This is a genomic window from Streptomyces sp. NBC_01298 (genome assembly GCF_035978755.1).
Classification (GTDB): domain Bacteria; phylum Actinomycetota; class Actinomycetes; order Streptomycetales; family Streptomycetaceae; genus Streptomyces.
Genome location: NZ_CP108414.1, coordinates 8,264,720 through 8,289,487 on the forward strand (window position 1 = coordinate 8,264,720; position 24,768 = coordinate 8,289,487).

General features: G+C 73.3%; 27 protein-coding genes. 14 read left to right on the top strand and 13 right to left on the bottom strand.

Annotation, left to right across the window (positions count from 1 at the left end; genetic code table 11):
- Window positions 1-236: 236 nt before the first annotated feature.
- On the bottom strand, window positions 237-1,097 hold the full coding sequence (locus tag OG730_RS37805; protein ID WP_327308510.1) for a DsbA family oxidoreductase: 861 nt from the start codon (window positions 1,095-1,097) through the stop codon (window positions 237-239).
- Between the two features lie 167 nt (window positions 1,098-1,264).
- On the bottom strand, window positions 1,265-1,711 hold the full coding sequence (locus tag OG730_RS37810; protein WP_327308511.1) for an RrF2 family transcriptional regulator: 447 nt from the start codon (window positions 1,709-1,711) through the stop codon (window positions 1,265-1,267).
- Window positions 1,712-1,849: 138 nt separating this feature from the next.
- Here OG730_RS37810 and OG730_RS37815 point away from each other — a divergent pair, with 138 nt between their 5' ends.
- From OG730_RS37815 to OG730_RS37835, 5 genes are all read left to right on the top strand, one after another.
- Complete coding sequence (locus tag OG730_RS37815; protein ID WP_327308512.1) at window positions 1,850-2,356, top strand: cupin domain-containing protein; 507 nt, start codon at window positions 1,850-1,852, stop codon at window positions 2,354-2,356.
- A gap of 130 nt (window positions 2,357-2,486) precedes the next feature.
- Window positions 2,487-5,147: a class III lanthionine synthetase LanKC gene (lanKC, locus tag OG730_RS37820; RefSeq protein ID WP_327308513.1), complete on the top strand. Its 2,661-nt coding sequence runs from the start codon at window positions 2,487-2,489 to the stop codon at window positions 5,145-5,147.
- Entirely contained in the window at window positions 5,134-5,262 is a 129-nt protein-coding gene (locus OG730_RS37825; protein WP_327308514.1) for a SapB/AmfS family lanthipeptide, read from the top strand. Before lanKC ends, OG730_RS37825 begins: the two co-directional genes overlap by 14 nt.
- A gap of 67 nt (window positions 5,263-5,329) precedes the next feature.
- Complete coding sequence (locus OG730_RS37830; protein ID WP_327308515.1) at window positions 5,330-7,174, top strand: ABC transporter ATP-binding protein; 1,845 nt, start codon at window positions 5,330-5,332, stop codon at window positions 7,172-7,174.
- Window positions 7,171-8,946, top strand: coding sequence for an ATP-binding cassette domain-containing protein (locus OG730_RS37835; protein ID WP_327308516.1), 1,776 nt, complete (start codon window positions 7,171-7,173; stop codon window positions 8,944-8,946). The genes OG730_RS37830 and OG730_RS37835 overlap by 4 nt, the downstream gene beginning before the upstream one ends.
- A gap of 60 nt (window positions 8,947-9,006) precedes the next feature.
- Here the strand turns inward: OG730_RS37835 and OG730_RS37840 are convergent, their stop codons facing one another.
- The 3 genes from OG730_RS37840 to OG730_RS37850 form a co-directional block, all read right to left on the bottom strand.
- Window positions 9,007-9,615: a response regulator transcription factor gene (locus OG730_RS37840; RefSeq protein ID WP_327308517.1), complete on the bottom strand. Its 609-nt coding sequence runs from the start codon at window positions 9,613-9,615 to the stop codon at window positions 9,007-9,009.
- A gap of 133 nt (window positions 9,616-9,748) precedes the next feature.
- Complete coding sequence (gene metX / locus OG730_RS37845; RefSeq protein WP_327309579.1) at window positions 9,749-10,945, bottom strand: homoserine O-acetyltransferase MetX; 1,197 nt, start codon at window positions 10,943-10,945, stop codon at window positions 9,749-9,751.
- On the bottom strand, window positions 10,942-12,303 hold the full coding sequence (locus tag OG730_RS37850) for a bifunctional o-acetylhomoserine/o-acetylserine sulfhydrylase (protein WP_327308518.1): 1,362 nt from the start codon (window positions 12,301-12,303) through the stop codon (window positions 10,942-10,944). The genes metX and OG730_RS37850 overlap by 4 nt, the downstream gene beginning before the upstream one ends.
- Before the next feature lie 831 nt (window positions 12,304-13,134).
- Between OG730_RS37850 and OG730_RS37855 the strand changes: the two genes are divergently transcribed.
- From OG730_RS37855 to OG730_RS37875, 5 genes are all read left to right on the top strand, one after another.
- Window positions 13,135-13,971 carry an SAM hydroxide adenosyltransferase gene (locus OG730_RS37855; protein ID WP_327308519.1) on the top strand — a complete coding sequence of 279 codons (837 nt, stop codon included), beginning with the start codon at window positions 13,135-13,137 and terminating at the stop codon, window positions 13,969-13,971.
- 211 nt (window positions 13,972-14,182) lie between these two features.
- Window positions 14,183-15,052 carry an ABC transporter substrate-binding protein gene (locus OG730_RS37860; RefSeq protein ID WP_327308520.1) on the top strand — a complete coding sequence of 290 codons (870 nt, stop codon included), beginning with the start codon at window positions 14,183-14,185 and terminating at the stop codon, window positions 15,050-15,052.
- Window positions 15,053-15,062: 10 nt separating this feature from the next.
- Window positions 15,063-15,962 (top strand): amino acid ABC transporter permease, encoded by a 900-nt coding sequence (locus OG730_RS37865; RefSeq protein ID WP_327308521.1) that lies wholly within the window; start codon window positions 15,063-15,065, stop codon window positions 15,960-15,962.
- Window positions 15,959-16,702 (top strand): amino acid ABC transporter ATP-binding protein, encoded by a 744-nt coding sequence (locus OG730_RS37870; protein WP_327308522.1) that lies wholly within the window; start codon window positions 15,959-15,961, stop codon window positions 16,700-16,702. Before OG730_RS37865 ends, OG730_RS37870 begins: the two co-directional genes overlap by 4 nt.
- Before the next feature lie 198 nt (window positions 16,703-16,900).
- Window positions 16,901-17,143 carry a protealysin inhibitor emfourin gene (locus OG730_RS37875; RefSeq protein ID WP_327308523.1) on the top strand — a complete coding sequence of 81 codons (243 nt, stop codon included), beginning with the start codon at window positions 16,901-16,903 and terminating at the stop codon, window positions 17,141-17,143.
- Window positions 17,144-17,318: 175 nt separating this feature from the next.
- Here OG730_RS37875 and OG730_RS37880 read toward each other — a convergent pair whose 3' ends face one another.
- Both OG730_RS37880 and OG730_RS37885 read right to left on the bottom strand, forming a co-directional pair.
- Entirely contained in the window at window positions 17,319-17,606 is a 288-nt protein-coding gene (locus OG730_RS37880) for a hypothetical protein (protein ID WP_327308524.1), read from the bottom strand.
- Window positions 17,607-17,645: 39 nt separating this feature from the next.
- On the bottom strand, window positions 17,646-17,801 hold the full coding sequence (locus OG730_RS37885) for a hypothetical protein (RefSeq protein WP_327308525.1): 156 nt from the start codon (window positions 17,799-17,801) through the stop codon (window positions 17,646-17,648).
- Between the two features lie 270 nt (window positions 17,802-18,071).
- On the opposite strand from OG730_RS37885, the gene OG730_RS37890 reads away from it, so the two are divergent.
- From OG730_RS37890 to OG730_RS37900, 3 genes are all read left to right on the top strand, one after another.
- Entirely contained in the window at window positions 18,072-18,266 is a 195-nt protein-coding gene (locus OG730_RS37890) for a DUF4236 domain-containing protein (RefSeq protein WP_327308526.1), read from the top strand.
- 138 nt (window positions 18,267-18,404) lie between these two features.
- Window positions 18,405-18,674, top strand: a complete 270-nt coding sequence (locus OG730_RS37895; protein ID WP_327308527.1) for a GlsB/YeaQ/YmgE family stress response membrane protein — start codon at window positions 18,405-18,407, stop codon at window positions 18,672-18,674.
- Between the two features lie 179 nt (window positions 18,675-18,853).
- Window positions 18,854-19,096, top strand: coding sequence for a DUF6296 family protein (locus OG730_RS37900; protein ID WP_327308528.1), 243 nt, complete (start codon window positions 18,854-18,856; stop codon window positions 19,094-19,096).
- 27 nt (window positions 19,097-19,123) lie between these two features.
- On the opposite strand, the gene OG730_RS37905 is transcribed toward OG730_RS37900, so the two are convergent.
- On the bottom strand, window positions 19,124-20,812 hold the full coding sequence (locus OG730_RS37905; RefSeq protein ID WP_327308529.1) for a SpoIIE family protein phosphatase: 1,689 nt from the start codon (window positions 20,810-20,812) through the stop codon (window positions 19,124-19,126).
- 132 nt (window positions 20,813-20,944) lie between these two features.
- On the bottom strand, window positions 20,945-21,727 hold the full coding sequence (locus tag OG730_RS37910) for a YhjD/YihY/BrkB family envelope integrity protein (RefSeq protein ID WP_327308530.1): 783 nt from the start codon (window positions 21,725-21,727) through the stop codon (window positions 20,945-20,947).
- Between the two features lie 416 nt (window positions 21,728-22,143).
- On the opposite strand from OG730_RS37910, the gene OG730_RS37915 reads away from it, so the two are divergent.
- Window positions 22,144-22,647 (top strand): ATP-binding protein, encoded by a 504-nt coding sequence (locus OG730_RS37915; RefSeq protein WP_327308531.1) that lies wholly within the window; start codon window positions 22,144-22,146, stop codon window positions 22,645-22,647.
- A 46-nt stretch (window positions 22,648-22,693) separates the two neighbouring features.
- Here OG730_RS37915 and OG730_RS37920 read toward each other — a convergent pair whose 3' ends face one another.
- From OG730_RS37920 to OG730_RS37935, 4 genes are all read right to left on the bottom strand, one after another.
- Window positions 22,694-23,158 (bottom strand): ATP-binding protein, encoded by a 465-nt coding sequence (locus OG730_RS37920; RefSeq protein ID WP_327308532.1) that lies wholly within the window; start codon window positions 23,156-23,158, stop codon window positions 22,694-22,696.
- Window positions 23,159-23,236: 78 nt separating this feature from the next.
- Window positions 23,237-23,455, bottom strand: coding sequence for a hypothetical protein (locus OG730_RS37925; protein ID WP_327308533.1), 219 nt, complete (start codon window positions 23,453-23,455; stop codon window positions 23,237-23,239).
- Between the two features lie 52 nt (window positions 23,456-23,507).
- Entirely contained in the window at window positions 23,508-23,699 is a 192-nt protein-coding gene (locus OG730_RS37930) for a hypothetical protein (protein ID WP_327308534.1), read from the bottom strand.
- Window positions 23,700-23,702: 3 nt separating this feature from the next.
- A complete protein-coding gene (locus OG730_RS37935; protein WP_327308535.1) occupies window positions 23,703-24,530 on the bottom strand; it encodes a SigB/SigF/SigG family RNA polymerase sigma factor in 828 nt (275 codons plus the stop codon).
- Window positions 24,531-24,768 lie beyond the last annotated feature (238 nt).

Genomic DNA, 24,768 nt, shown 5'->3' on the forward strand with positions numbered 1-24,768 from the left:
GGCGGGCTCGGGCCGGCGCCTGTGGGCCGGGGTCGGCTGGTAGGTCAGCGACAGAGAGCGCTGGACGTGCGCCGCAGGTCCACGTAGCGGCACACCACACCGGGGTGCGTCGTAAGCATGTGCCACATCCTGGGGGTAGTGGCCGGAGGCTGTCAATGGACACCAATTGGTGTCTCATTCGGCGGGACGGTACGAGCCGCTGGTCAGGGGCCCGACAGTGGCCAATCGGAGCCTCGTCAGGAGGCTGTGGGAATCCCGCGTCCGACAGCCGGATGCGCCGCGGCCTCCTCGGGATGCAGCCACAGCGGGCCGTTCCCGGTCTCCACCCGTACCGCGTGCGGCGGCGGCCACGGGCCCTCCGCGAGCATCGGCCGGTCCGGCTCGCTCAGGCTCCGGTAGCGCTCCAGCGCCCGCGCCGGGGACGGCCCGGCGCCGGTCACCGGCAGATCCGGGACCAACTCCCGCACCGCTGCCGCACATTCCTCGAACGTGCGCCAGCCGGGCACCGCACGGTGGCCCGCGGAGGTGCGCAGCAGCAGCGTCGGCAGGGCGTACCGGTGCCCCTCGCCGGTCTCCTTGGCGGTACCGGGATGCGGCGAACCGCCCCGCGCGGACAGTACGTCGGCCACCGGTCGGCGCGCCTCCGCGCGGTCCGCGCGCACCAGCCCCAGGACCGCGGCGCCGCCCGCGTCCGCGGCCAGCCGCTCCGGATCCAGGCCGGGCACGCCCCGGACCGCGGACAGGGCCAGAGCGGCCGTGTCCGCCGGCTCGCCGAGCACGAAGACGCTCTCGCGCAGCCGGCGCAGCACCCGCTCGGCCACCTCGGGGCCCTGCGCTTCCGCGGCCTTGGCGACGAGCGAGGCGGGCCACGAACTGGCCGCCACGCGGCTGAGCCGCACCGCGCGGGGCGCCAGGGTGTGTGCGGTGATGCCCTCGACGTAGCGCGCGTACCAGGCGGTCTCCGCCGCCGGGTCGGGGGCCGGGTCCTCGTCCTCGTCGAAGAGGATGCAGAACACCCGGCGCCAGCGGACCCGGCCGTCCAGCGCGGCCCGCAGACGCCGGAACACCGGCTCCGACCCCCAGGCCCAGGGGCACAACGGGTCGGTGTACTCGACGACTTCGAGTGCCGGCGGCTCCGTCCCGGGCGGCGGAGCGGCGTCGGCCCCGGGCCCAGCCCCGGCCCCGGCCCCGGCTCCGGCCCCGGCTCCAGCCCCGGCCCCGGCCCCGGCTCCAGCTCCGGCCCCAGCCCCGGCCCGCGAGCCCGTCACGCGGCACCGTCGCGGGGCGGCCGGCCGGCCGCTCCCGCGAGGGCGTCGGCGGGCAGCAGCGAGGCCAGCGTCGCCCCGCCCAGGACCGCCGCCGCCTCCGCCTCGATCCGCTGCCACACCCCGGGCAGTCCGACCGCGGCGCCGGGATAGCCCAGCCCGGCCAGCGGCTCGCCGCGCAGCGAGATCAGCTCGCCGTCCACGGCGCGCGCCACGTCCAGCAGGGTGATCTCCTCGGCGGGCCGGCCGAGCCAGTACCCCCCCTCGCAGCCGCGCTGGCTGCGCACCAGACCGGCTTTCCGCAATTCGCCCACCACGGACTTCAGGAAGCGGAACGGGATCTGCTGCGAGGAGGCGATGGCCTCGCAGGTCAGGGGGCGGGAGGGCTCACAGGCGAGCTCCAGGAGGGCGCGCGCGGCGTAGTCCGCCTTCGCGGAGATATGCATGCGCCCATCATGCCCGACACCCCGCCCCCAGGAGGGGGCCGAGAGGCTTCCCGGTCCGCGTTGCGGGAACATTGCCGCAGGTGAACGGCAAAGGACACCTCTTGACATCCTTTCTGGCGCCCCTCTAGCGTCCCCGCCATGAGCGAGCCGCTGACTGCCCCCGGTGAGGGCTTCCACCCGCACCTCCACGACGCCCCGGCCCGTCCGACGGCCCCCCTGCGCACCCGCCTGCACCACGTCCGTGCCGACTCCCTGGACGGCGACACGGCCCAGAGCGGCGGCATGCGCAGGTTCGCCGCCGTCAGCGGGAAGAACGTGGGCTCCGAGAAGCTCTGGATGGGGCAGACCCACGTGGCACCCTCGACGGCCTCCTCCGACCACCACCACGGAGAGTCCGAGACCGCCATCTACGTCGTGAGCGGACACCCCGAGTTCGTCTTCCTCGACGGCTCGGGCGAACACCCCGAGGAAGTACGGCTGGTCACGTCCCCCGGCGACTACATCTTCGTCCCCCCGTTCGTACCCCACCGCGAGGAGAACCCGGACCCCGCCGAGGAGGCCGTGGTCGTGATCGCCCGCAGCACCCAGGAGGCGATCGTCGTCAACCTCCCCCAGCTGTACGCCATCCCGGCGGCTGACGGCTGAGCGACCCCGAGCCCCGAAGCGGACCCTTGTGACGCGTGAGTACTGCACACCCGACCGGTGACAGCCGTGACTGTCGGCGCCCGCGCCGCACGTGACACGGTCAGTCCTGCAACCGACCGAGGGAGCAGGCGTGAACAAGGGGTACGCAGCCTTCTGCGACGCGGACCGATGGTTCTACGACGCGCCGTACCGGCGGGCCGGGGAGAGCTATCGGGCCGCCCTCGCCCCCGTCCCCCGGGGATGGCGCTCGCATCGGAGCGGCGACTGGCTCGCGCTGCGCCCCACGGATGCCCAACTGCCCGCCCAGGGCTGGAAGATCCACGTCTCGGCCACCCTCGACAACGCCGAATCACTGCTGACGACGGTGTACGAGTACTGCACGGCGCGCGGCATAGCCTTCAAGTTCGTACCGAGCCGCTACCTGCTGCACCTGCGCAACGCCAAGTACGCCGACCGCGCCGCGAGCGGGAAGTTCATCACCGTGTACCCCGCGGACGAACGGCAGTGCCACAGGATCGCGGAGGACCTCGACGCCGCCCTGGCGGGGGCGGCCGGCCCGTACATCCTCAGCGATCTGCGCTGGGGCGCCGGACCGGTCCACCTGCGCTACGGCAGCTTCACCCTGCGGCACTGCTACGACGAGCACGGCGCGCTGGTCCCGGCGATCGAGAACCCGGAAGGGCGGCTCGTACCGGACCGCCGCGGCCCGGTCTTCCAGCCGCCCGAGTGGCTCGAGCTGCCCGGCTTCCTGAAGCCGCACCTGGAAGCGCGCTCCGCGCTCACCCTGGCCGGGGTTCCCTTCACGGTGGAGCGGGCGCTGCACTTCTCCAACGGCGGCGGCGTGTACGTCGGCAAGGACACCCGCACCGGAGGGTCCGTGGTCCTCAAGGAGGCCCGGCCGTACGCGGGCCTCGCCGCCGACGGAGCCGACGCCGTGACCCGGCTGCACCGCGAACGGGCCGCGCTGGAGCGGCTGTCGGGCCTGGACTGCGTCCCGTCGGTCCTCGGCACGTTCACGGTCGGCGACCACCACTTCCTGGTGCTGGAGCACCTCGCGGGCAAGCCGCTCAACACCTACTTCGCCCGCCGCCACCCGCTGATCGAGGCGGACCCCGAACCCGCGGAGCTCGCCGCGTACACCGCGTGGGCCCTCACCATCCACCGGAAGGTCACGGAGGCCGTCGACGCCGTGCACGCCCGCGGCGTGGTCTTCAACGACCTCCACCTCTTCAACATCATGGTGGCCGAAGACGAGTCGACGGGCGAACTCGCCGTCTCACTCCTGGACTTCGAAGCCGCCGCGCACGTCGATGAGGGCCTGCGGCAGACCGTGGCCAACCCCGCCTTCGTCGCCCCGGCCGAGCGGCGCGGATTCTCCGTAGACCGCTACGCCCTCGCCTGCCTGCGGCTCGCCCTCTTCCTCCCGTTGACCAGCCTGCTCGTCCTCGACCGGGCCAAGGCCGCGCACCTGGCCGCCGTGATCGCCGAACAGTTCCCCGTGCCGCGGCAGTTCCTCGACGAGGCCGTCGAGGAGATCCTCTCCGGGGCTCCGCAGGGCGCTCCGCAGGGCGCATCGAACGACAGCCGGCCCGCACCGGCCCGACCGTACCTGCCGGTCGAGCCGCGGGACTGGCCCGCCGCCCGTACGTCGATGAGCGCGGCGGTGCGGGCGAGCGCCACCCCGGACCGCGAGGACCGCCTCGTCCCGGGAGACATCGCCCAGTTCGCCGACCCCGGTGGAGGCATCGGCTTCGGCCACGGGATCGCGGGCGTGCTACACGCCCTCGCCGAGACCGGCGCCGCACCCTGGCCCGAGGCCGAGGAATGGTTCCTCGACCGGACCCGGGAACCGCTCTCCGGCACCCCGCTCGGCTTCTACGACGGCCTGGCCGGAACGGCCTGGACCCTGCAGCGGCTCGGCCACCACGACCGGGCCCTCGCCCTCGCCGACCAGCTGCTGCACCAGCCCTGGGAGAGCGCGGGCCCGGACCTGCACGGCGGCCTCGCAGGCATCGGCCTCGCCCTGGACGCCCTCGCCGCGGCGACCGGCGAGAGCGAACTGCGCGCCGCGGCCCTGCGCTGCGCCGAGCTGGTCGCCCGGCCCGGGCAGCGCCCCGCCCGCGCGGGACTGCTGTACGGCAACTCCGGCCCCGCCCTGCTCCTCGTGCGGATGTACGAGCGCACCGGTGACAAGGAACTGCTGGTCCAGGCCGGCCAGGCGCTCCACCGCGACCTGGACCGCTGCGTCACCAGCGCGTTCGGCACCCTCCAGGTGAACGAGGGCTGGCGCACGATGCCGTACCTCGGCGAGGGCAGCGTAGGCATCGGCATGGTGCTCGACGACTGGCTGGAGCACGGCCCGGACGAGCGCTTCGAGCAGGCCCGGCGCGAGATCGTACGGGCGGCCCAGGCGACCTTCTACGCCCAGCCCGGGCTGATGCGCGGCGCCGCCGGGATGATCCTCCACCTGGCCCGGACCACCACACCGGGCGCGGGCACGGGACAAGAGGCCATCGACCGCCAGATCGACGCACTGGCCCGGCACGCCGTGCCGTACCAGGGGCATCTGGCCTTCCCCGGCGAGCAGATGATGCGCCTGTCCATGGACCTCTCCACGGGCACGGCCGGCGCTCTCCTCGCCCTCGGCAGCGCGGCGCCCGGTGGGCGCGCGCACCTGCCGTTCCTCCCGCCGCTGCGCACGCGCGCGGCGGCCCCAGAGCCGGTCCCGTCCGGGACCGTGACCCATCGCACCACTCGAGAGAAGAAGAGGAACCGACATGACCCTTCTTGACCTGCAGTCGATGGAGACCCCGAAGGAAGAGACCACCGAGATGACCGGTGGCGGCAGCCGCGCCAGCCTCCTGCTCTGCGGCGACAGCAGCCTGAGCATCACGACCTGTAACTGACCAGGTCACTCCGGGCCCGGGCGGTTCACCGCCCGGGCCCGCACCACGTCTTTGGAGGCGTCCGACGATGAGCCCACCCGACGCGGCGGCCGCCCCGGAGCGGGCGACGGACGAGGCGCGCGACGCCGACCGGGCCCTCGTGGCGGCGGCCCGGCACAGCGCCGGACGCACCGCCGCCGTCCTCGGATGCGCGGTGGCGGCCGCCGCGGCGGCGCTCGCCGAACCGGCGGTCCTCGGCCACACCCTCGACCTGCTGCTCCGCCGGGACCCCTCGGGCCCCGCCTGGACCCTGCTGTGCGCCGCGGTCATCGCCGCCGAGGTGGTACTGGACGCAGCGGCCGCACGGCTGACCGGCGAGGTCGACGGCCGCTCCACCGCCCGGCTGCGCAGGCTCGGGACCGCCCGGCTGCTCGGGACCGCCCCGCACCACGCGGCCCGCCACGCACCCGGAGACACCGCCGCGCGACTGACCGCGCACGCCACCGAGGCCGGGAAGGTCCCGGCCGCCGTCGCGCACGCCGTCGCCTCACTGCTGCCACCGATCGGCGCGGTGGCCGCGCTCTTCCTCATCGACGTGTGGACGGCGCTCGCCTTCCTCGCGGGCGTTCCGCTGCTCGCACTCCTGCTCCGGACCTTCGCCCGCTCCACCCTCACCAGTGTCGCCCGCTACCAGCAGGTGCAGCTCGCGACCGCCGGCCTGCTCGTGGAGGCGCTGGCCGGGGCGCGCACGATCGCCGCCGCGGGTACCGCGGAACGCGAACGCGCCCGGATCCTCGCCCGGTTGCCCGAACTCGCCGCGGAGGGCAGGCGGATGTGGCAGGTCTACGGGGGCACGACGGCCCGGTCCGCGGCCCTCGTGCCGCTGCTCCTGTACGCGGTCCTCGCCGTCGGCGGCATCCGCCTGTCGGCCGGGGCCCTCGGGGTCGGCGAACTCCTGGCCGTCATGCGGTACGCGGGCCTCGCGGCCGGTGTCGGCGGGGTGACCGGCTCGCTGGCGGCCGTCGTCCGCGGCCGGGCCGCCGCCCGGCGGACCACCGCCCTCCTGGCCCTGCCGGTGTTCGAGCACGGCCGGGCCGAACTGCCGGAGGGCGGCCCGGGCACCCTGGAACTGCGCGGCGTCCGCGTCGCGCGCGCGGGCTCGGTGGTCCTGCACGACATCACCCTGGTGATCCCCGGCGGCGCCACGGTGGCGGTCGTGGGCCGGTCCGGCTCCGGCAAGACGCTGTTCGCCGCCGTGGCCGGCCGGCTCACCGACCCGGACGCGGGCCGGGTGCTGCTGGACGGCGTACCCCTGCCGGAGCTGACCGCCGAAGCGCTCCGCCGCGAGGTCGGCTACGCCTTCGACCGCCCCGCGCTGTTCGGGGACACCGTCGCCGACGCGATCGGCTTCGGAGCGGGGCCGGACCCCGGCGGCGAAGCCGTCCGGGCGGCGGCGCGTGCCGCCGGCGCCGATGCGTTCGTACGGCGCCTGCCCCAGGGGTACGGCACGCCCCTCGCCGATGCTCCGATGTCCGGTGGCGAGATCCAACGCCTTGGGCTGGCACGGGCGTTCTGCCATGCGGGCCGCCTCCTCGTACTGGACGACGCCACCTCCAGCCTCGACACGGTCACGGCCCGCGAGGTCGAGCGGGCTCTCGCGCACGAGGTGCGGCCCGGCACGCGGATCGTGGTGGCGCACCGCCTCTCTTCGGCCGTCCGCGCCGACCTCGTCGTATGGCTGGAGGACGGGCGGGTGCGGGCGGCCGGCCTCCACGAGGAGCTGTGGGGGCAGGACCCCGACTACAGGGCGGTGTTCGCCGCCGGGCCGACGGAGGCAGCCGGAGCGCAGGCGACGCCGGACGCGGTCCCCGGAGCCCGCGCGGAAGCGGAGGGGCGCCGGACGGCGGCGGAGAAGCGGGAGGTCGCACCATGACCGAGAGGGAGACCTGGCGCCGGGTGGCACCCGAGGGCCGCCGCTTCCTGCGCGGACACCAGGGCGCCCTGGGGAGGCTGGCGGCCTGGTCGCTCCTCGAATCCGCGCAGACCTTCCTCGGCGGCTACGGCGTGGCCCGCGCCCTCGACGACGGCTTCCTCGCCGGCCGCACCACCATCGGCCTGGCCTGGCTGGCGGCGGCCGGAGCCGGAGCGCTGATCGGCGGTTTCGCCCTGCGCGGTGTGTTCGCCGGACTCTCGGACCTCGTGGAACCGCTGCGGGACGGTCTGGTGCGGCGGGCGGTGCGGCAGGCGCTGGCCCGCGCGGTGGCCGACCCGGCGCGCGCACCCGACGCCGGCGCGGTGTCCCGGCTGACCCAGCAGACGGAAATGGCCCGTGACTCCTTCGCCGGACTGGTGCTGACGGTCCGTTCCTTCGTCTTCACCGCCGTGGGCGCCTTCGCGGGCATGGCAGCCCTGGATCCGGTCCTGCTGCTCATCGTGCTGCCGCCCTTGCTGCTGGGCATGGCGGCCTTCCTGGCCACGCTCCGCCCCATGGCCTCCGTACAGCGCCGGTCCCTGGACACCGACGAGGCGCTCGCGGACCGGGTGGCCGCGCTGGGGGAGGGGCTGCGCGACATCGTGGCCTGCGGCGGGCAGACGCGGGCGGGAGCCCGGGTGGAACCGCTGATCGACGCCCAGGAGCGGCTGGCGCGCACGCTCGCGCGCTGGGCCGCCCTGCGCACCCTGGCCCTCGGTGCGGCGGGCCGGCTGCCGGTGATCGCGCTGCTCGCCGCGACGCCCTGGCTGCTCGGGCACGGGCTCACCGCCGGGGCGCTGGCCGGCGGCCTCACCTACGTGGTGCAGGCGCTGCTGCCCGCCCTCAACACGCTGATGGCCGCGGTGGGTTCGGCCGGCACCCGGCTCCTGGTGGTCCTCGAGCGCTTCTGCGAGCCGCCTCCGTCGCCTCCGGGCGCCCGCCGCACGGGCGAGTGGGCCGGGGCGGAGGAACCAGGGGAACCCGCGGCCCCCGGCCCGGCGGCCGAGTTCCGGGGCGTCACCTTCGCCTACGGCCCCGCGGCGGCGCCCGTCCTCGACGGCCTGGACCTGGAGGTGCGGGCGGGGGAGCACCTCGCGGTGGTCGGGCCGAGCGGCATCGGCAAGTCCACGCTCACCGCTCTGCTGGCCGGGATGCTGCCACCCGGTGCGGGGAGGGTCCTCGTCGCCGGCGCAGCCGCCCGCCGGGAGCCGGGCACCGCCGGCCCGGATCCGCGGCGGACCCTGCTGCCGCAGCAGGCCTACGTGTTCACCGGCAGCGTGCGGGACAACCTGACCCACCTGTCCGCGGGCCCCGACGGTACGGTGCCCGGGGACGCCGAACTGCAGTGCGCCATAGGCTCCCTGGGGCTCGAGGGCCTCGTGGAGCGGCTGGGCGGCCTGGAGGGCGAGGTGTCGCCCCGGCTGCTGTCCCGGGGGGAGTGCCAGCACCTCGCGCTCGCCGCCGCCTACCTCTCCCCGGCTCCGCTGCTGCTGCTCGACGAGGCCACCTGTCACTTGGATCCGCGGACGGAGGAGCGTGCCGAGCGGGCCCTCGCGGAGCGTCCCGGCACCCTGGTCGTCGTGGCCCACCGCGTCTCGTCCGCGGCCCGCGCCGACCGGGTCCTCGTCCTCGACGGGACCCGGGCCGTGTGCGGGACGCACGCGGAACTTCCGGCGCTCTCGCCGCTCTACCGCGATCTGGTGGGCGGCTGGCACGCCCCCGCGGACGGATGACGGGTCCGGCGACCTCCGGGGCCCGGGTCCCGCGACCGGCTGGATGCGGGCAGCCGCGGATCAGACCCAGCCCGCCCCCTGGGATATCCGGATCGCGTCGATGAGATTGCGCCCGCCGGTCTTCCGGGTCGCCGCGGCGATGTAGTTGCGTACCGTCCCGCTCGCCAGGTGCAGCGTACGGGCGATCTCGGCGATGGAATCGCCTTCCGCGGCCCGGGCCAGCACGCTGAGCTCGCGCGGGCTCAGCGGCACGGGGTCGGCCTCCATGAAGGCGGAGGCCAGCGAGGCGTCGATGAACCGCTCCCCGGACGCGATCTTGCGGACCGCCCGCACGAGCCGCCCCGGCGAGCCGTCCTTGTCGACGTAGCCGCGGGCCCCGGCCCCGAAGGCGCGGTGCAGGGAACCGGGGGCGCCGGTCGACGCGAGGACCAGTACCGCGGACGGTGACGCGAGGACCTGACCGTTCGCGCGTCCCCGGTCCGCCAGAGCGGCGGCCGTCCCCCGACAGTCGAGGTCGACGACCGTGACGTCTGGTCGTAAGGACTCGGCCTGGCGCACCGCGGTGCGCCAGCCCGCGGACGTGACGTCGAAGGGGCCTTCCGATCTCAGCAGCGCGGCCAGCGCCGACCGGACCAGGCTGACACTGTGCAGGACGAGGACCTTCGTCATGGTGGGTCTCCTCGGTAGACGAACCAGGGCACCACCCGGCTGCCCCCGTACGGCGGAGATGGAACGTCACTGCGGGGGGCGCGCGGGGGCGCGGGGGCAAGTTGGCCGAGACACCGTGGAATTCGTGCCTCCCTTAGGCGGGGAACCCCCTTGAAGACCGGCTCCTCCTGGAGTCGCCGTCCAGGAGTTCCCTTACCAGCACGCCGACTTGCTCCGTCTCCAGGAGGAACCCGTCGTGCCCGTACGCGGAGCGGATGACGCGGATCCCGTCCGCGGCCGGGATCCCGTCCGCCAGTTCCTCCTGCTGTACGAGGGGGTAGAGGCGATCGGAGTCCACCCCGGCCACCACCGTACGGGCCCGTACCCGGCCGAGGGCCGCCCGCCGGCCCGAGCGGTCCCGCCCGATGTCGTGGGTGTTCATGGCCTCGGCCAGGGTGACGTAGCTGGCCGCGTCGAACCGACGGGGGAGCTTGACGGCCTGGTGGTCGAGATAGGACTCGACGCGGTACCGGCCGCCGAGCCAGGGCTGCTCGCCCTCTTGCGCCTGGTGGCCGAAGCGGGTCTGTAGTTCCCCGGCCGACCGGTAGGTGATGTGCGCGATGCGGCGGGCGAGGCCCAGCCCCGTGTGCGGCCCCTGCCCGGGCCCGGCGTCGTGGTAGTCGCCGCCCTGCCAGTGGGGATCGGCCCGGATGGCATGGACCTGGGCGGTGGCCCACGCGATCTGGTCCGCGCTCGCCGCCGCGGGACAGGCGAGCAGCAACAGCGCGGCCACACGCCGGGGTTCGCCGACGGCCCACTCCAACGCCCGCATCCCGCCCATGGATCCACCGATCACCAGGGCCCAGCGTCCAATGCCGAGCGCGTCCGCGAGTCCGATCTCGGCCCGCACCTGGTCGCGTTGGGTCAGGCGCGGGAACGAGCCGCCCCAGGGGCGCCCGTCGGGGCCCGTGGACGCGGGCCCCGTACTTCCCTGGCAGCCGCCCAGGACATTGGGCGCCACCACGAACCACCGGTCGGTGTCGAGTGCCCGGCCCGGGCCGACGAGCGCGTCCCACCAGCCGGAGGTCGGGTGACCCGGCCCGGCGGCGCCCGCGACGTGGCTGTCGCCGGTCAGCGCGTGCAGGACGAGCACCGCGTTCGAACGGTCGGGTGCCGGCCGCCCCCAGGTCTCGAACGCCAGCCGCACCCCCGGCAGCACCCCGCCCGCCTCCAGCGCCAGCGGGTGCGTGCGCCGGTGCCACCGGCGGCGGCCCGGCGGGTCCCCCTCCCGCCACGCGCCGGTGGCGGGAGGGAGGGCCGAGGTGTCCGGAGCCGTGGTGGCGGGGTTCAGGACGCTTCCTTCGAGGCGCGGAAGCCGGCCTCCAGGTCGGCCTTCAGGTCGGCGAGGTTCTCGATGCCGACGGACAGGCGCACCAGCCCCGGGGTGGTGCCGGTGGCGGCGAGCTGTGCCTCGTCGAGCTGGCTGTGGGTGGTGGAGGCGGGGTGGATGACGAGGCTGCGCACGTCGCCGATGTTCGCGAGGTGGCTGAACAGTTCCAGCCCGTCCACGAACCGCCGGCCCGCCTCGACACCGCCCCGCAGTTCGAACGAGAGCACGGCCCCGGCGCCGCGCGGCAGGTAGCGGCGCGCCGCCTCGTACCAGCGGCTGGAGGGCAGGCCGGGGTAGTGCACCACCGAGACCTCGTCGCGCTGTTCGAGCCACCGCGCCAGCTCCTGGGCGTTCGTCGAGTGCCGCTCCAGCCGCAGGCTCAGCGTCTCCACGCCCTGCAGGAGCAGGAAGGCGGAGTGCGGCGCGATGGCGGGGCCGAGGTCGCGCAGCAACTGCACGCGCAGCTTGACCGCGTACGCGCCGGGTCCGAGGGCGGACCAGTAGCGCAGCCCGTGGTAGCTGGGGTCGGGCTCGGTGAAGTCGGGGAACCGCTCGGGGTGCGCGCCGAAGTCGAAGGTGCCCGCGTCGACGACCACGCCGCCGAGGGTGGTGCCGTGTCCGCCGAGGAACTTGGTGGCCGAGTGGACGACCACGTCCGCGCCGTGCTCGATGGGGCGCAGCAGGTACGGCGTGGGCACCGTGTTGTCGACGATGAGCGGCAGGCCCGCCGCGTGCGCGACGTCGGCCACGCCCCGGACGTCGAGGACGTTGCCGCGCGGATTGCCGAGGGTCTCCGCGAACAGGGCCTTGGTCTGCGGTCGTACGGCGGCCCGCCAGGCGTCGAGGTCGTCGGGGTCCTCGACGAACGACACCTCGATGCCGAACTTCGGCAGGGTGTGGCGGAACAGGTTGTACGTGCCGCCGTAGAGCGAGGCGCTGGAGACGATGTGGTCGCCGGCCGAAGCCAGGTTGAGGATCGCGAGGGTCTCCGCGGCCTGCCCGGAGGCGAGGGCGACGGCGGCGACGCCGCCTTCGAGGGCGGCGACGCGCTGCTCGAGGGCGTCCTGGGTGGGGTTGTGGATGCGGGTGTAGATGTTCCCGGGCTCGGCGAGGGAGAAGAGGTCGGAGGCGTGCTGGGTGTCGCGGAAGACGAACGAGGTGGTCTGGTAGATCGGGACCGCGCGGGCGCCGGTGGCGGGATCGGGAGCGGAGCCGGCGTGGAGCTGCTTGGTCTCGAAGGACCAGGCCGGCGTCGCGGACCCGGCGGGCTCGCTCTCGGGGGTGTGACCTGCGGTGACGGCGTCGATGGGCTGGCTCATGGGTCTCCTCGGAGGTACGGGCGAACGGTGGCGGGGCGGGGACGATGCTGCGCGGAGGGGAGGCGCGGCGGCCTGTGCCCGGGCGCGGGAGCCTTCGAGGGCGGCGCGTCGGGGATTCGCCGTGGAGCCGCGGCCCCGGCACCGGACGGCTCACGCCCGACGGCGGCCGAGTCCGGGCAGGACGGGACCGCGTACGACGGGACCGCGTACGACAGGTACGGGGAGGCGCGTGGTGCGTGCGGTGAGAGGGAACGCGGGTCTGTTGCCGCGCGGCGCAGGGTCAGCCGGTGACGGGACAGCCCGTGGTCGTGACACGCACGTAGTCGACGTGGCGACGGGTCACGAGTACGGTCATGGACCCAGCGAACCACAGGCGGGGCGGGCGCACGGGCCTTTCGGCCGAACCGGCGGGACGCACCGGCGCACTGGGCCGGGGACGAGGGCTTCGCGGCAGTGTCCGGAGCGGCCGGCCGGGCCCGACCGTTCACATTCCGGACGGTTGTCGCCGACGCTCCCGCGCGCTGCTACAGTCCCGTCCATGCAGCACACCACCACCCTCGCCATGATGCGAATGATGCCCCGTACTCCGGAGGCGCTTCGCTAGCGAAGCCGTGTGCGCACCAGCTGCGACGGACCCTCCGGAAACGGAGGGTCCGTTTTTTGTTGCCCCGGACCCGGTCCCGTCTCCAGATCCGGCCGCCGGCGCCACCCGACTCCCGCCCCCAGCACCCGCCCCCAGCACCCGCACCCCCCAGCACCCGCGCCCCTCACTCGACGCGCCCCTTTGTCGCCCGATCCGCCCGCCCCCCGACAGAAGGCGAAGCCCCCGCCATGACCCACCTTCCCGTCGTCGCCCTCACCGACTGCGCCGATCCCAACGCACTGGCCCGCCAGTCCGCCCGCATCGCCACCCTCTTCGGCGCCACGCCGACCGTCCTGCCGCTCGGCGGACCGGACCCGGAGGGCGCCGCCGCCCTCACCCTCCTCGACCTGCTGCGCTCCACCGACCTGACCGGCGGGCCGACACAGCCGGTCGTCGTTCTGGTCAACATCGCCCCGCGCGACGGGCATTGGCCCAACGGAGTGCCGTTCTGCTACTTCCGTCACGGGCAGCACCTGGTCATCAGCACGGTCAACCACCGGGTCCTCGCCCCGCTGGTGACCTACCTGGGCCTGGAGGAGGTCCAGGTCACCGATGTCCGCGAGGTGCTGGAAGCCGCCGCGGCAGGCTGGGCCGAGCTGGCGGACGCCGAGGTCGAGGAGATCGTACGGACCCAGTTCCGCAGCCTCTGGTACGTGCCCCTGCTGGCCCGCTGGCTGGCCGACGGCCGGTCGGTTCCCGCGCGGCCGCTGACGGTGCGCCCGCCCGTCGAGCAGGAGGTGCGGGTCGCGGTCGTGGACAACTTCGGCAATTGCAAGCTGGACCGGCCGGCCGTCGAACTGCCCGGCTACGACGGCGCGGGGAGCCTTTCCGTCCACAATCGGCGCGACGGCCGCAGTGTCCCGGTGCGCTGTTACGACCGACTGCCCGACGTGCCGCTCGGCGAGCCCGGAATCACCATCGGAAGCTCCGGCATCGGCTTCGCCGAGCTGGTGGTCCGCGGCGGGTCGGCAGCCGAACTGTTCGGTCTGCGCCAGGGTGACCAGGTATTTCGTCTCACCAGCTGACATGTTATCGCCGCGTTACCCAATGACGTCCGTCGAGATTGACACCGCGCTCCACCAGCCGGAATGCTGAATCGCATGTCCGGAACCATCCCGCTGGTACGCCGCCGCCACGTGGACAACGTGCGCTGCGCCGCCGATCTGTGTCGCTGAGCGCACGGCAACGGCCCTTTTCCGTACCCCCCTTTTTTCGGACCCCTTCTAAGGACCTTTCATGTCCCGCACCCGTATAGCCATCGCGGCATCCGCCGTCGCAGTCGTCCTGACCGCCGCCGCCTGCGCGCCCCAGCCGGTGAGTCCCGCGGGAGCTGCCGGATCCGGCAGCCCCAACTGCACGACCGGCAGTTCGAGCCTCCACAAGAGCGGGCAGTTGACCGTCGCGACCGATTCCCCGGCCTACGCGCCCTGGTTCGACAGCAACACCCCTTCCAACGGCAAGGGCTTCGAGAGCGCGGTCGCCTATGCGGTCGCGGGCAAACTCGGCTTCAGCCGGGACAAGGTGAAGTGGGTCGTCGAACCGTTCGCCCATTCCTACGCCCCCGGGCCGAAGAACTTCGACTTCGACATCAACCAGATCTCCATCACCCCGCAGCGCGCACAGGCGGTGGACTTCTCCACCAGTTACTACACGGCGGACCAGGCCATCCTCACCCTGAACAACTCCGCTTTCGCGAAAGCCACTTCGCTCGGAGAACTGAAGGACGCCAAGATCGGTGTCCAGGTGGCCACCACCAGCTACCAGGCAGTGCTCGACCAGCTCAAGCCCTCGCGCACGCCGAGCGTCTTCAACACCACCAACGACGAGGTCAACGCGCTGAAGAACGGCCAGATCGACGCGATCGTCACCGACCTGCCGACCGTGTTCTTCCTGGCCGGGTCGGAGCTCGACAACGCCAAGATCGTCGGCCAGTTCGGCTACGCGGGCGGCACCCCCGAGGAGTTCGGCCTGCTCCTGCCCAAGGGCAGCGGCTACACCTCCTGCGTGAACGAGGCCCTGAGCGCGCTCAAGGCCGACGGCACGCTCGCCAAGCTCACCGCGGAGTGGCTGTCCGCCTCGGCGAACGTCCCCGAGCTGAAGCCGTAGCGCGGCGACCGTGAACCTCGAGAAGACGGCAGTGCCGCACGAGCCGGCCACCCCGCCGGCCGACACCTACCGACCGAGCGAGCGCGAGCGGGAGCGGGAGCGTTTCCGCCGCTCCCGCAAGCGGCGCCACACCTGGACCGCCGCCCTGTGCACCCTGCTCGGCCTGGCGGCCATCGCGGCCGCCGCGGTGTCCTCGCCGGGCTGGGAGCGCGTCCACAGCCTGTTCCTGGACGGCACCGAATTCCGGGAGTCGTTCCCCGAACTCCTGCGGGCCTTCTGGCTCAACATCCAGATGTTCCTCATCGCCGAGGTGCTGATCCTGGTCCTGGGGCTGCTGATCGCCCTGGTACGGGTGACCCGCGCTCCCGGCCTGCAGCCGCTCCGGCTGGCCGCGACCGTCTACGTGGACGTCTTCCGCGGCGTTCCCACCCTGCTGCTGGTCTTCCTCGTCGGATTCGGCCTGCCGGCTCTGCGGTTGCAGGGCACGCCCTCCGAACCCTGGGTGCTCGGCGTGATCGCGCTGGTCCTCTCCTACAGTGCCTACGTCGGCGAAGTACTGCGCGCGGGACTGAACTCGGTGCACCCCGCGCAGCGCAACGCCGCGCGGGCGCTGGGACTGAACGAACGCAAGACCCTGCGGTACGTGGTGCTGCCACAGGCGGTGCGCAACGTGCTCCCGCCCCTGCTCAACGATTTCATCGCACTGCAGAAGGACACCGCGCTGGTCGCCGTGCTCGGTCCGCTGGAGGCACTGCGGGCCGCGCAGATCAAGGCGGACTACGACTTCAACTACACCCCGTACCTGGGAGCTGCTCTCTTGTTCATCGCGGTCACCATTCCGTTGACCCGCTTCGCCGACCGGCTCCAGCGCCGGGCGGCGCAGCGTACCTGGGCGGAGACGGGCCGATGAGCCGACCACTGCTGCGGATCCGCGGCGTGCGCAAGCAGTACGGGTCGCGCCTGGTCCTGCGCTCGATCGACCTGGACGTCGCCGAGCACCAGGTCGTCTGCCTCATCGGCGGCTCGGGCTCGGGCAAGTCGACCCTGCTGCGCTGCGTGGACCTGCTGGACGTCGTCGACGACGGCACCGTCCACCTGGGCGACAGCGAACTGACGGACCCCGCACTGGACCCCCATGAGGCCCGGAAGCGGATCGGCATCGTCTTCCAGGCCTACAACCTGTTCCCGCACCTGAGCGTGCTGGACAACATCACGCTCGCCCCGCGCCAGGTCCACGGCGTCCCGCGTAAGCAGGCCGAGGAGTCGGCCCGCGAACTGCTGGCCCGGCTCGGCCTCGCGGACAAGGCGCACGAACACCCCGACCGGCTCTCCGGGGGACAGCAGCAGCGCGCCGCGATCGCCCGCGCCCTGGCCACCGAGCCGGAGCTGCTCCTCTTCGACGAGATCACCTCGGCCCTCGACCCCGAGCTGGTGGGCGAGGTTCTGGACGTGGTGGCGGACCTCAAACAGCGCGGCCTGACCATCCTGATGGCCACGCACGAGATGGGCTTCGCCCGGCACGTCGCGGACCGGGTCTGCTTCCTGGAGGACGGCGTGATCGTGGAACAGGGCACCGCGGAGCAAGTACTCACCGCTCCCAAGGAGCAGGCGACCCAGCGCTTCCTGGCCCGGGTCCTGGACCGCACCTGAAGGCCACCGCGGACCCCTCCGGCCCCGGCCCCGAAGCGCTCCAACCGGCCTGCTCGTTGGCGCTCTCCCCGCCAACTGTCGGCCAGGCACCGACGAGTTCGAGCCGTTGACCTCGCGGCGCGGGCCCGGCGGGGGAGAGGCGCCCGATCAGGGGCAGGCGAGTACACCGACAGCTTCGACGTCCGAAGGAGAACGGCCATGCTGATCACTGTCAGTCGCTCCGGAGGGTTCACCGGTGTGGACAAGATGCGGAAGATCGACACCTCCGTCCGGCGGGACGCCGCGGAATGGGAGGGCCTCGCGCGGCGCGCCGTACGGCCGGTCGCGGACGGCTTCCACTATCGGATCACGATCGACGGCCGAGCGGTCGAACTCGACGAGGCGGGCTTGACCGACGACCAGCGCGAACTGATCCGTGCGGTCCTCGGCGAAGAGGCCTGACCGCTCCACCGGCCGGGCTCCCGCAGACCCGCCGATGGGACACGGGAGCCCGCGGCGGGGAGCGGCGAGGGCGCCCCACCGGGACCGGGCGGCGCACCGGGGCCCTTCGACGTTCGTCGGGCGAGCCTTGCCGTCCCTCAGCGCCCAGCACCGCATCCCCGGCCCGGTGAGCGGGTCACGGTGCCGTGCAAGGAGGAAGGCCCAGGTCGTTCCGCGTCACCCGGGCGCGATGTGCCAGTCTGCGGGCGGCGTGCACACTGCGTCGCGCCAGGCAGAGCTCCCCCGCCGAGACATGGCAGGTCGGGCACGGCTCGGCGAACGCGCCGTGCCGGAACCGGCGGTGTGTCTCGTAGGCGGCGTCCAGCATCGCGTCGAGCGCCGAATGCGGGAGACCAACGGCTGTACGGGCGACTGCGTGCACCGACCGCGGCTGGGTGACTTCCAGGGTCGGGGTGGTCCTCATGAACGTATCTCCTTGGGCGGTGGGGGAGTACGCGAGCACTCACGCTGCTGGGGCTACCGGCACCGATGCGGCGGTGAGCGCGGCGGCGGCCAGAGGGCGGGTCGGGTGGACGGCCAGGCCTCGGCCCGCGATGTCCAGATCGGCCCGCGGTCGGATGACGAGCACACCGCTCTCGGTCATGTTGAAGGGCGGCACGGACACTCCTCGTCCTCGCGATGACCTCGGCCGGGTACCGCGCGGATGCCCGGGTCTCGGACCGGTATGCGTGACCTTCACGGTCGGGCGTGCGGGCCGGAGGGTGCGCGAGTGTCCGCGTGAGCGTCTTCGGCCGGCTGAAAGGGGCTTGGCGCCCTGGGTCGGCCGTGGGCGCATGGAACGGGCGGCGCCGGATACACGCGTGTCAACTGGCCCGAACGAAACGGTAGTCGGGCCGCCGTCGCTACGTACGCCAAGGAGCGAGACGTCATGCCACTGACATTCCGCAAGAGCATCAGGATCCTGCCGGGTGTCCGGCTCAACATCAACCGCAAGTCGTGGTCGATCACGACCGGTGGCAAGCACGGCCCCCGCCGTACGCACAGCAGCACGGGACGCCGGACCACGTCGTGGGATCTGCCCGGTCCCTTCGGCTGGCGCAAGGCCAAGACCCGCCGCGGTTGATCGGCGAGGTGCGCCCCCAGTCTCCGCCGAGGACCGGATCTCACGGGAAACGATCAAGGGTGCGGGGCGTTTGGGAATCTCCGCACGGTGCAGACGCTCGCTAACACCAACTTTATTCACCGAGGTAGGAGACGCGTCATGGGCATTCTGGCTTGGATTCTCATAGGGTTGCTCGCGGGCATCATCGCCAAGGCGCTCATGCCGGGCAGGGACCCGGGCGGCATCATCATCACCATGCTCATCGGCATCGCGGGCGGTCTGCTCGGCGGCTGGCTCGGCAAGGTCATCTTCGGTGTCGACTCGATCGAGGGGTTCTTCGACCTCTCCACCTGGATCGCCGCCATCGTCGGCTCCCTCATCCTCCTGGTGGTCTACCGGATGGTCACGGGAAACAGGCGCCACGCCTGACCGGCGCGTCCCGTTCGTACGGAAACGGCTCCCCCTCTCCCGAGGGCGGAGCCGTTCCGCGTCTCCCCGGGGGCTGATGTCGGGCACGATCGGCGCCATCGGTCCGGCGGGGGGAGGATGAGACGGAAGGACTCATTGCGGCTGTCCCGCGCCGGCACCGGCGCAGAGGGGAGAGGGTGATGGGACGAGACGGTGTACGGAGTGTGTACGAGTTGGTGTTCCCCGGCATGGCCGAGGGTGGACCGGACATCGTGCGGGTGACCGTCACGGACCGGACGGGACCGGGAGGCAACCCGGTCTACGAGGACGCCACGGGCATCATCCAGGCGGAGATCAGCGAGCGCTCGGAAGTACGCGTGCTGGCCACAGGGGCCGGTCAGGAACCGGTTCAGGGGGTCACGGCCCGGCTCCTGTCCGGGTGAGTCCGTCGCCCCTCCCGGCGCGGGGCCTCACAGACCGGGGACGCGCACCGCGAACAGGACGGTGTCGTCCTGTGCCTCCTGGGGCCCGATGGTGTCCAGGAGCGAGCGCAGCAGCGCGTGCAGCCGGATCCCCGACGGGGCCGTGGCGAGCTCTCGGGCGAGCCGTTCGACGTTCTCGTCGATGTCCGTGCCGCGTTCCTCGACCAGCCCGTCGGTGTACAGAAGCAGTGTGCTGCCCGGCGCCAGCGAACGGGTTCCGCAGGTGCGGGGCCCGGGCGGCAGGGCGTGGTGCAGCAGGACGTCGTGCTCGGCGAGGCTTTCCACGCTGCCGTCCGGGCTGAGCAGGAGCGGGGCGGGATGGCCGGCGTTGCTCCACCTCAGGTGCCAGTGACCGTCCGCCTCCGGACGGACGTGGGCATGGACGGCCGTGCCGCTGGCCGGCAGGTTCAGGCGTCGGCAGGCCCGTTCGAGGGCGCCGAGGGCCTGTTCCGGCCCCTGGCCGGGGTGGTCGTGGTCCGCCTGGCGCAGCATGCTGCGGACCTGTCCCATGAGGGCGGCGGCCCGCATGTCGTGTCCGGTGATGTCGCCGACCGTGAGGGCCAGCGCCCCTGCGACGCCGCTGCCCGGTACGCGGGGCAACGGGTAGGCGTCGTACCAGTCCCCGCCGACCATGTCGTCGCGTGCGGCGGGCCGGTACAAGGCGGCCAGTTCCAGACCGGGTGTGTCGGGAAGGTCGGTGAGCATGGCCCGCTGGAGCTGGCTGGCCGCCGTGACACGGTCATCGAGGTGCAGTGCGCGTTCGACCGCCTGGGCGGTGTATCCGGCGAGCGTGGTCAGCACCGCCCGTTCGTCCAAGCCGATCTCGTGCGGGGTGTCCCACGCCAGCACGAGGGCGCCGAGTATGCCGTGCGTGCCGCGCAGGGGCAGGCAGGCGGCGGTGTGGAGGCTCAGGGCGTCGAATCCCGGGCTCGCCAGGGTGCCGGAGAGGGCGTCGGGGTCCGTGTGCGACCCCGTGACCACCACCATCCGGTTCTCGCGCACCGCTCGCGAGGCCGGCCAGTGCGAGGCGAGCGCGAACCGCTCGGGAACGCCTCCGGGGCGGGCGTCACCGTCGACGGGACTCGGCACGCGGTCGAGCATCCCCCGCCGGAGCAGGAGCAGGTCCACCCGAGCGGGCTTGAGATCCCCGCTGACCAGGTCTCCGACCCGTTGGCGTACGTCGTCCAGGCCGCGGGTGTCGGCGAGGTCCTCGGAAGCCCGCAGGAGCAGCTCCGAACGGCTGAGCAGCTCGTGCGCCCGGGTGGCCTCCTCCTCGGCCGCTTCGCGGGCCTGACGCCCGATCTCGGTGCGCACCCGCATCCGGGCCTGGGCGCTGCACGCGGCGGCCAGGTCCGAGAGGTCCCGTACCTCGTCCTCGCTCCAGACCCGGAGGTCGGTGTCCACGACGGAGAGGACGCCCAGGAGCTCGCCGGAACTCCCGACCAGCGGGACACCGGCGAACGAGAAGGACGCGGAGCCGTCACCGGCCCTGGACAGGAACAGGGGCCGCCCGTCCTCCGCGACGCGACGGCAGCACTCCAGTACTGCCCCGTCGGGTCTCGTTTCGGGCGGCCAGCACTCGGGGAGCACACCGGCGGCCTCGCCGGCCGGCTCCAGCCGTACGAGTCCCAGGGGGACCGCGAGCACGCGGGTGGCGAGCCGGGCGAACCGATTCAACCGTCTTCCTTCCCACGCGTCCCCGGGGGCCGGGCCCGCCTCCCTGACCTGCACCCCGCAGCCCAGGGCACCATCGTAGGCCCGAGCAGCCGGGGTCGCGTCCAGCCGTGCGGCCCCTTCCCGGCCGGGGCCTCACAGACCGGGTTCCACCGGAGGCGGCCGGCGCGGCAGCTCGTCGTGGAGGAGCCGGCCGACGAGTGCGCCGCCGAACACGACCACGCCGATGCCGACGAGCCAGGTCTGGATGACGAGGACGGTTCCGAAGGGGCCGTAGGTGACGGCGCCGGACGCGATCAGCGGCGAGAAGACGAGCCGGGAGAAGACCCGCAGCCCGAGCAGCCCGAGCATGGTGGCCACCGCCCCGGGGAGCAGGGCGGTCCATGACACCCGGCCGCCGAGGAGCAGGCGCTGGGACCACCAGAAGAAGAGGGTGCCGATCGCCACCGTGACGAAGCCGCGGGCCGGGGACTCGCGCCACGGCGGGGCGATCGCCGAGAGGAAGAGCGCCCCCACCAGAGCGACGAGCCACAGCACGTGGCGCCACCGGGCCCACCAGCGGGCTGGAGGCAGGTCCCACACCCGTTCGTAGCCGCTCTGCAGCATCGTGCCGAAGGACAGGCCGAATACGGCGAGCAGCGCGAGGCCGAAGGCGGTCGTGGTCCGCCAGGCCTGGCCGGGCAGGGCGAAGAGCCGCTCGATCTCGGCCCTGGCGGCCGGCGATACGCCGAGCCCGTCTCCCAGCCACTGCGCGAACCCCTGCCCGCTACGGGTGTCCGCCGCGGACACGACGATGAGGAGCGGGACCAGGGTGAGGAACCCGAGCGCCGCGAATCCGAGCGAGCGTTGCCAGAGGCCGACGTCCCGGACGTGGACCCAGCGGGCTCCGGCCCGCGCGCGGCGGCCGACGCTGCGCATCCGCCCGAAGGGCGACAGCCGACGGGCCCTACCGGACCCGGTCATCTCGCCGGCGCACGCCCGGATCCGCCGCCACCGCTGAACCGGCCGGATCCGGGACATCCCCAGAGGGACGTCGGCGGCGGGTGCGGTGACCGGGACGGGTGGGCCGGGCGTGAGGTGTCGGGCATGGCCGCTCCAAGTGCTGCTTTCACGGTAGAACCCTCCCGACCGGGAATCCACCGCGGGGACGGCATACGGCATCCACGTGTCCGGGCGATCAGGCCGGGCATACGCGGACCGGGGACGACAGGCGCGTGCGGCCGGTCCGGCCGGACCACGGACGGGGCGACCGCGCCGCACGAACGCAGTGAGCCGATGGTCAGGGTGAGGCGGAAGTGAAGATGACGGGAGAGGCCGAGGGTGATCCTCGGTGCGTGGGCGTGGGCGTGCGTGGCCCGGTCATGCGCCAGCGGCGCCGGCTAGCCCTGGGCGGTGTGCGGGGTGCGGTCGGCAAGGGCCGTGACTTCACCCGCCGGACCCTGCGGGACTGGGGCTGGGACGGACGGGAGAGCGCCGAGGACGCGCTGCTCCTCGTCTCCGAGCTGGTCACCAACGCCGCCCTGCACGCGCACGGCTGCGAAGAGCTCGTACTGACCTCCGGCGAGACCCTGCGGATCGAGGTGCTCGACGGAGTGGCGGAGCTGCCGCGTCCCGGGGCCGTGCGCCGCCCGGGCGTCCCCGGCGGCCACGGCCTGCACCTGGTGCGGCGGCTCTCGGACCGGTGGGGCTGCCACCCCGCCGGCGCGGGCAAGGTCGTCTGGGCGGAGATCGAGTCCTGCCGACTGTCGGACGGGCTTCGGGACCCGAGCGCACCGACCTCCGGGCCTCCGCTCGGGCAGGGGATCGCCACCGGGGCGCCGGCCGACGGCCTCACCTAGGTGGTGCGGGGGCCCGCGCACGCACGAGGGTGGGCGCCGGAGCCGGTCATCTACCGGTCGGCCTACCCGATGTGAGCCGGGATGCCTCGATCTCCGCCCAGACGGCCTTGCCGTGCTCGTGGGCGTGCGAGCCCCAGCGGTCGGACAGGCGCTCCACGATGTGCAGGCCGTGACCGCCCGGGACGCCGCGCTGTGGGGCCGGGTTGCGGCTGGGCAGCGTGGTCGAGCCGTCGTAGACCTCGATGCGCAGGTTTTCCCCGGCCGTGAGCACGAGCTCGTGACAACCGTCCGCGTGGAGGGAGGCGTTGGTCAGCAGCTCGGAGACGAGGAGCAGGGCGTCCTCGGAGGTCTCGGTTCCGTCCCAGCCCCAGTCCCGCAGGGCCTCGCGCGTGAACTCGCGGCTCCTGGCCACGGCGCCGCGGACGCCGGTCAGGGCGAGCCTGCGGCGCTGTCCTGCGGTGGGAAGGCCCGCACTCGACGGATCACCCGTTTCAGGTTCGATGATCTCCACCGAGGTCTTCCACCCCCACGTTGGCACTGGTCTGTTCTCCCTGGCCCCGCACCCCGACAGTCTAGGCGACCGCCGTTCTCACGGCGTTGCCACGTGGAGCCGCAGGGTGAGGCCCGTGTTCGCGGCGCGCACCTCGAGCAAATCTCCGTGGCCGTAGCGGAGGCGGGGTACGTCGCCCTCGGGCTCGGGCTCGGGCAGGGGGAGGTCGCGGTCCGCGGGCACCCCCTGCGCGTCGGCGTACGCAGGGCTCGGCAGGTCGGCGAGGGCGAGGTGCGTGCGCCGGGCGTCGGCCAGCACGGCGGGCGCCAGTCCGGGTACCTCGTAGGGGCACAGGACGGTGGCCGGCCGGCTAAGGCCGTGTGACGAGGGCCTCGTGCCGGGTGGCCTCAAGGACCTCCGCGGGGGAGCGGCCGGGCCGGATCGGCTCTCCGACGATCCGGCCCGGCCGGCCCGCCTTCAGGTCGGCGAAGTCCCGCAGGGCGGCCAGGATGCGGTCCCGCAGTGGGTGGGCGGTCAGTGGCATCGCGGGCGCCGGGTCCATTCCCTACTCCGTGAGCATGCCGGTGCGCAGCCGGGCCAGCGTGCGGGACAGGATGCGCGACACCTGCATCTGGGAGATGCCCAGCTCGGCACCGATCTCGGCCTGGGTCAGTTCCTGGCCGAAGCGCATCCGCAGGATGAGCCGGTCGCGTTCGTCCAGCTGCCCCAGCAGGGGCGCGAGGGTGTGGAACTCCTCGAAGAGTTCCATGCCGGGATCGAGGGCGCCGTGGCGTTCCGCCGCCGGCCGGGCGCCGCGGCCCGCCGAGGACGTCTCGTCGCTGTCGGCGGAGGCGTCGAGGGAGCTGCTCGTGTAGCCGTTCGCGGCCATCAGCCCGTCGATGACCTCGTCCTCGGACAACTTCAGGTGCTGGGCCAGCTCCTTGACCGTCGGCGCCCTGCCGAGGACGTCGCTCAGGGCCTCTTGGGCCTTGGCGAGTTCCGTACGCAGCTCCTGCAGGCGGCGCGGTACGTGCACGGCCCAGGTGGTGTCGCGGAAGTACCGCTTGATCTCACCGATGATGTAGGGGAGGGCGAGGGTGGAGAACTCGACCTCCCGGTCGAGGTCGTAGCGGTCGATCGCCTTGATCAGGCCGATCGTTCCGACCTGGATGACGTCCTCCATGTCGAGACCCCCGCCGACCACGCGGGCCCGGAAACGCCGTGCCGCGAACTGCACGAGCGAGAGGTTCATCTCGATCAGGGTGTTGCGCGTGTACTGGTATTCGCGCGTCCCCTCCTCGAGCGTGCGCAGTCTCGCGAAGAAGTGCCGCGACAGCTCACGCGCGTCGGTCGGCGCCATCTCGCGGGCGTTCTCGACTTCGATGTGGTCCATGTCCGGCGTTGGCGTTCCCACGGTGCCCCGGTCACCAGCCGGAGCCTGTACGGCGGTGGCACGAATGGGTCCTGCGACGGTGGCCGCACGCGACATGGTGGCCACTCCCTCCCGGTTGACTGAACAGCTGCCCGGGCTCGTGTGCCCCGGATCATCGGTCCTACACCCTTCGCACGGCAACCTTTTCGATTCCCGGACCACGCCGTGCGTCCGGGGGCCGTCCGCATCCGCGGAGACC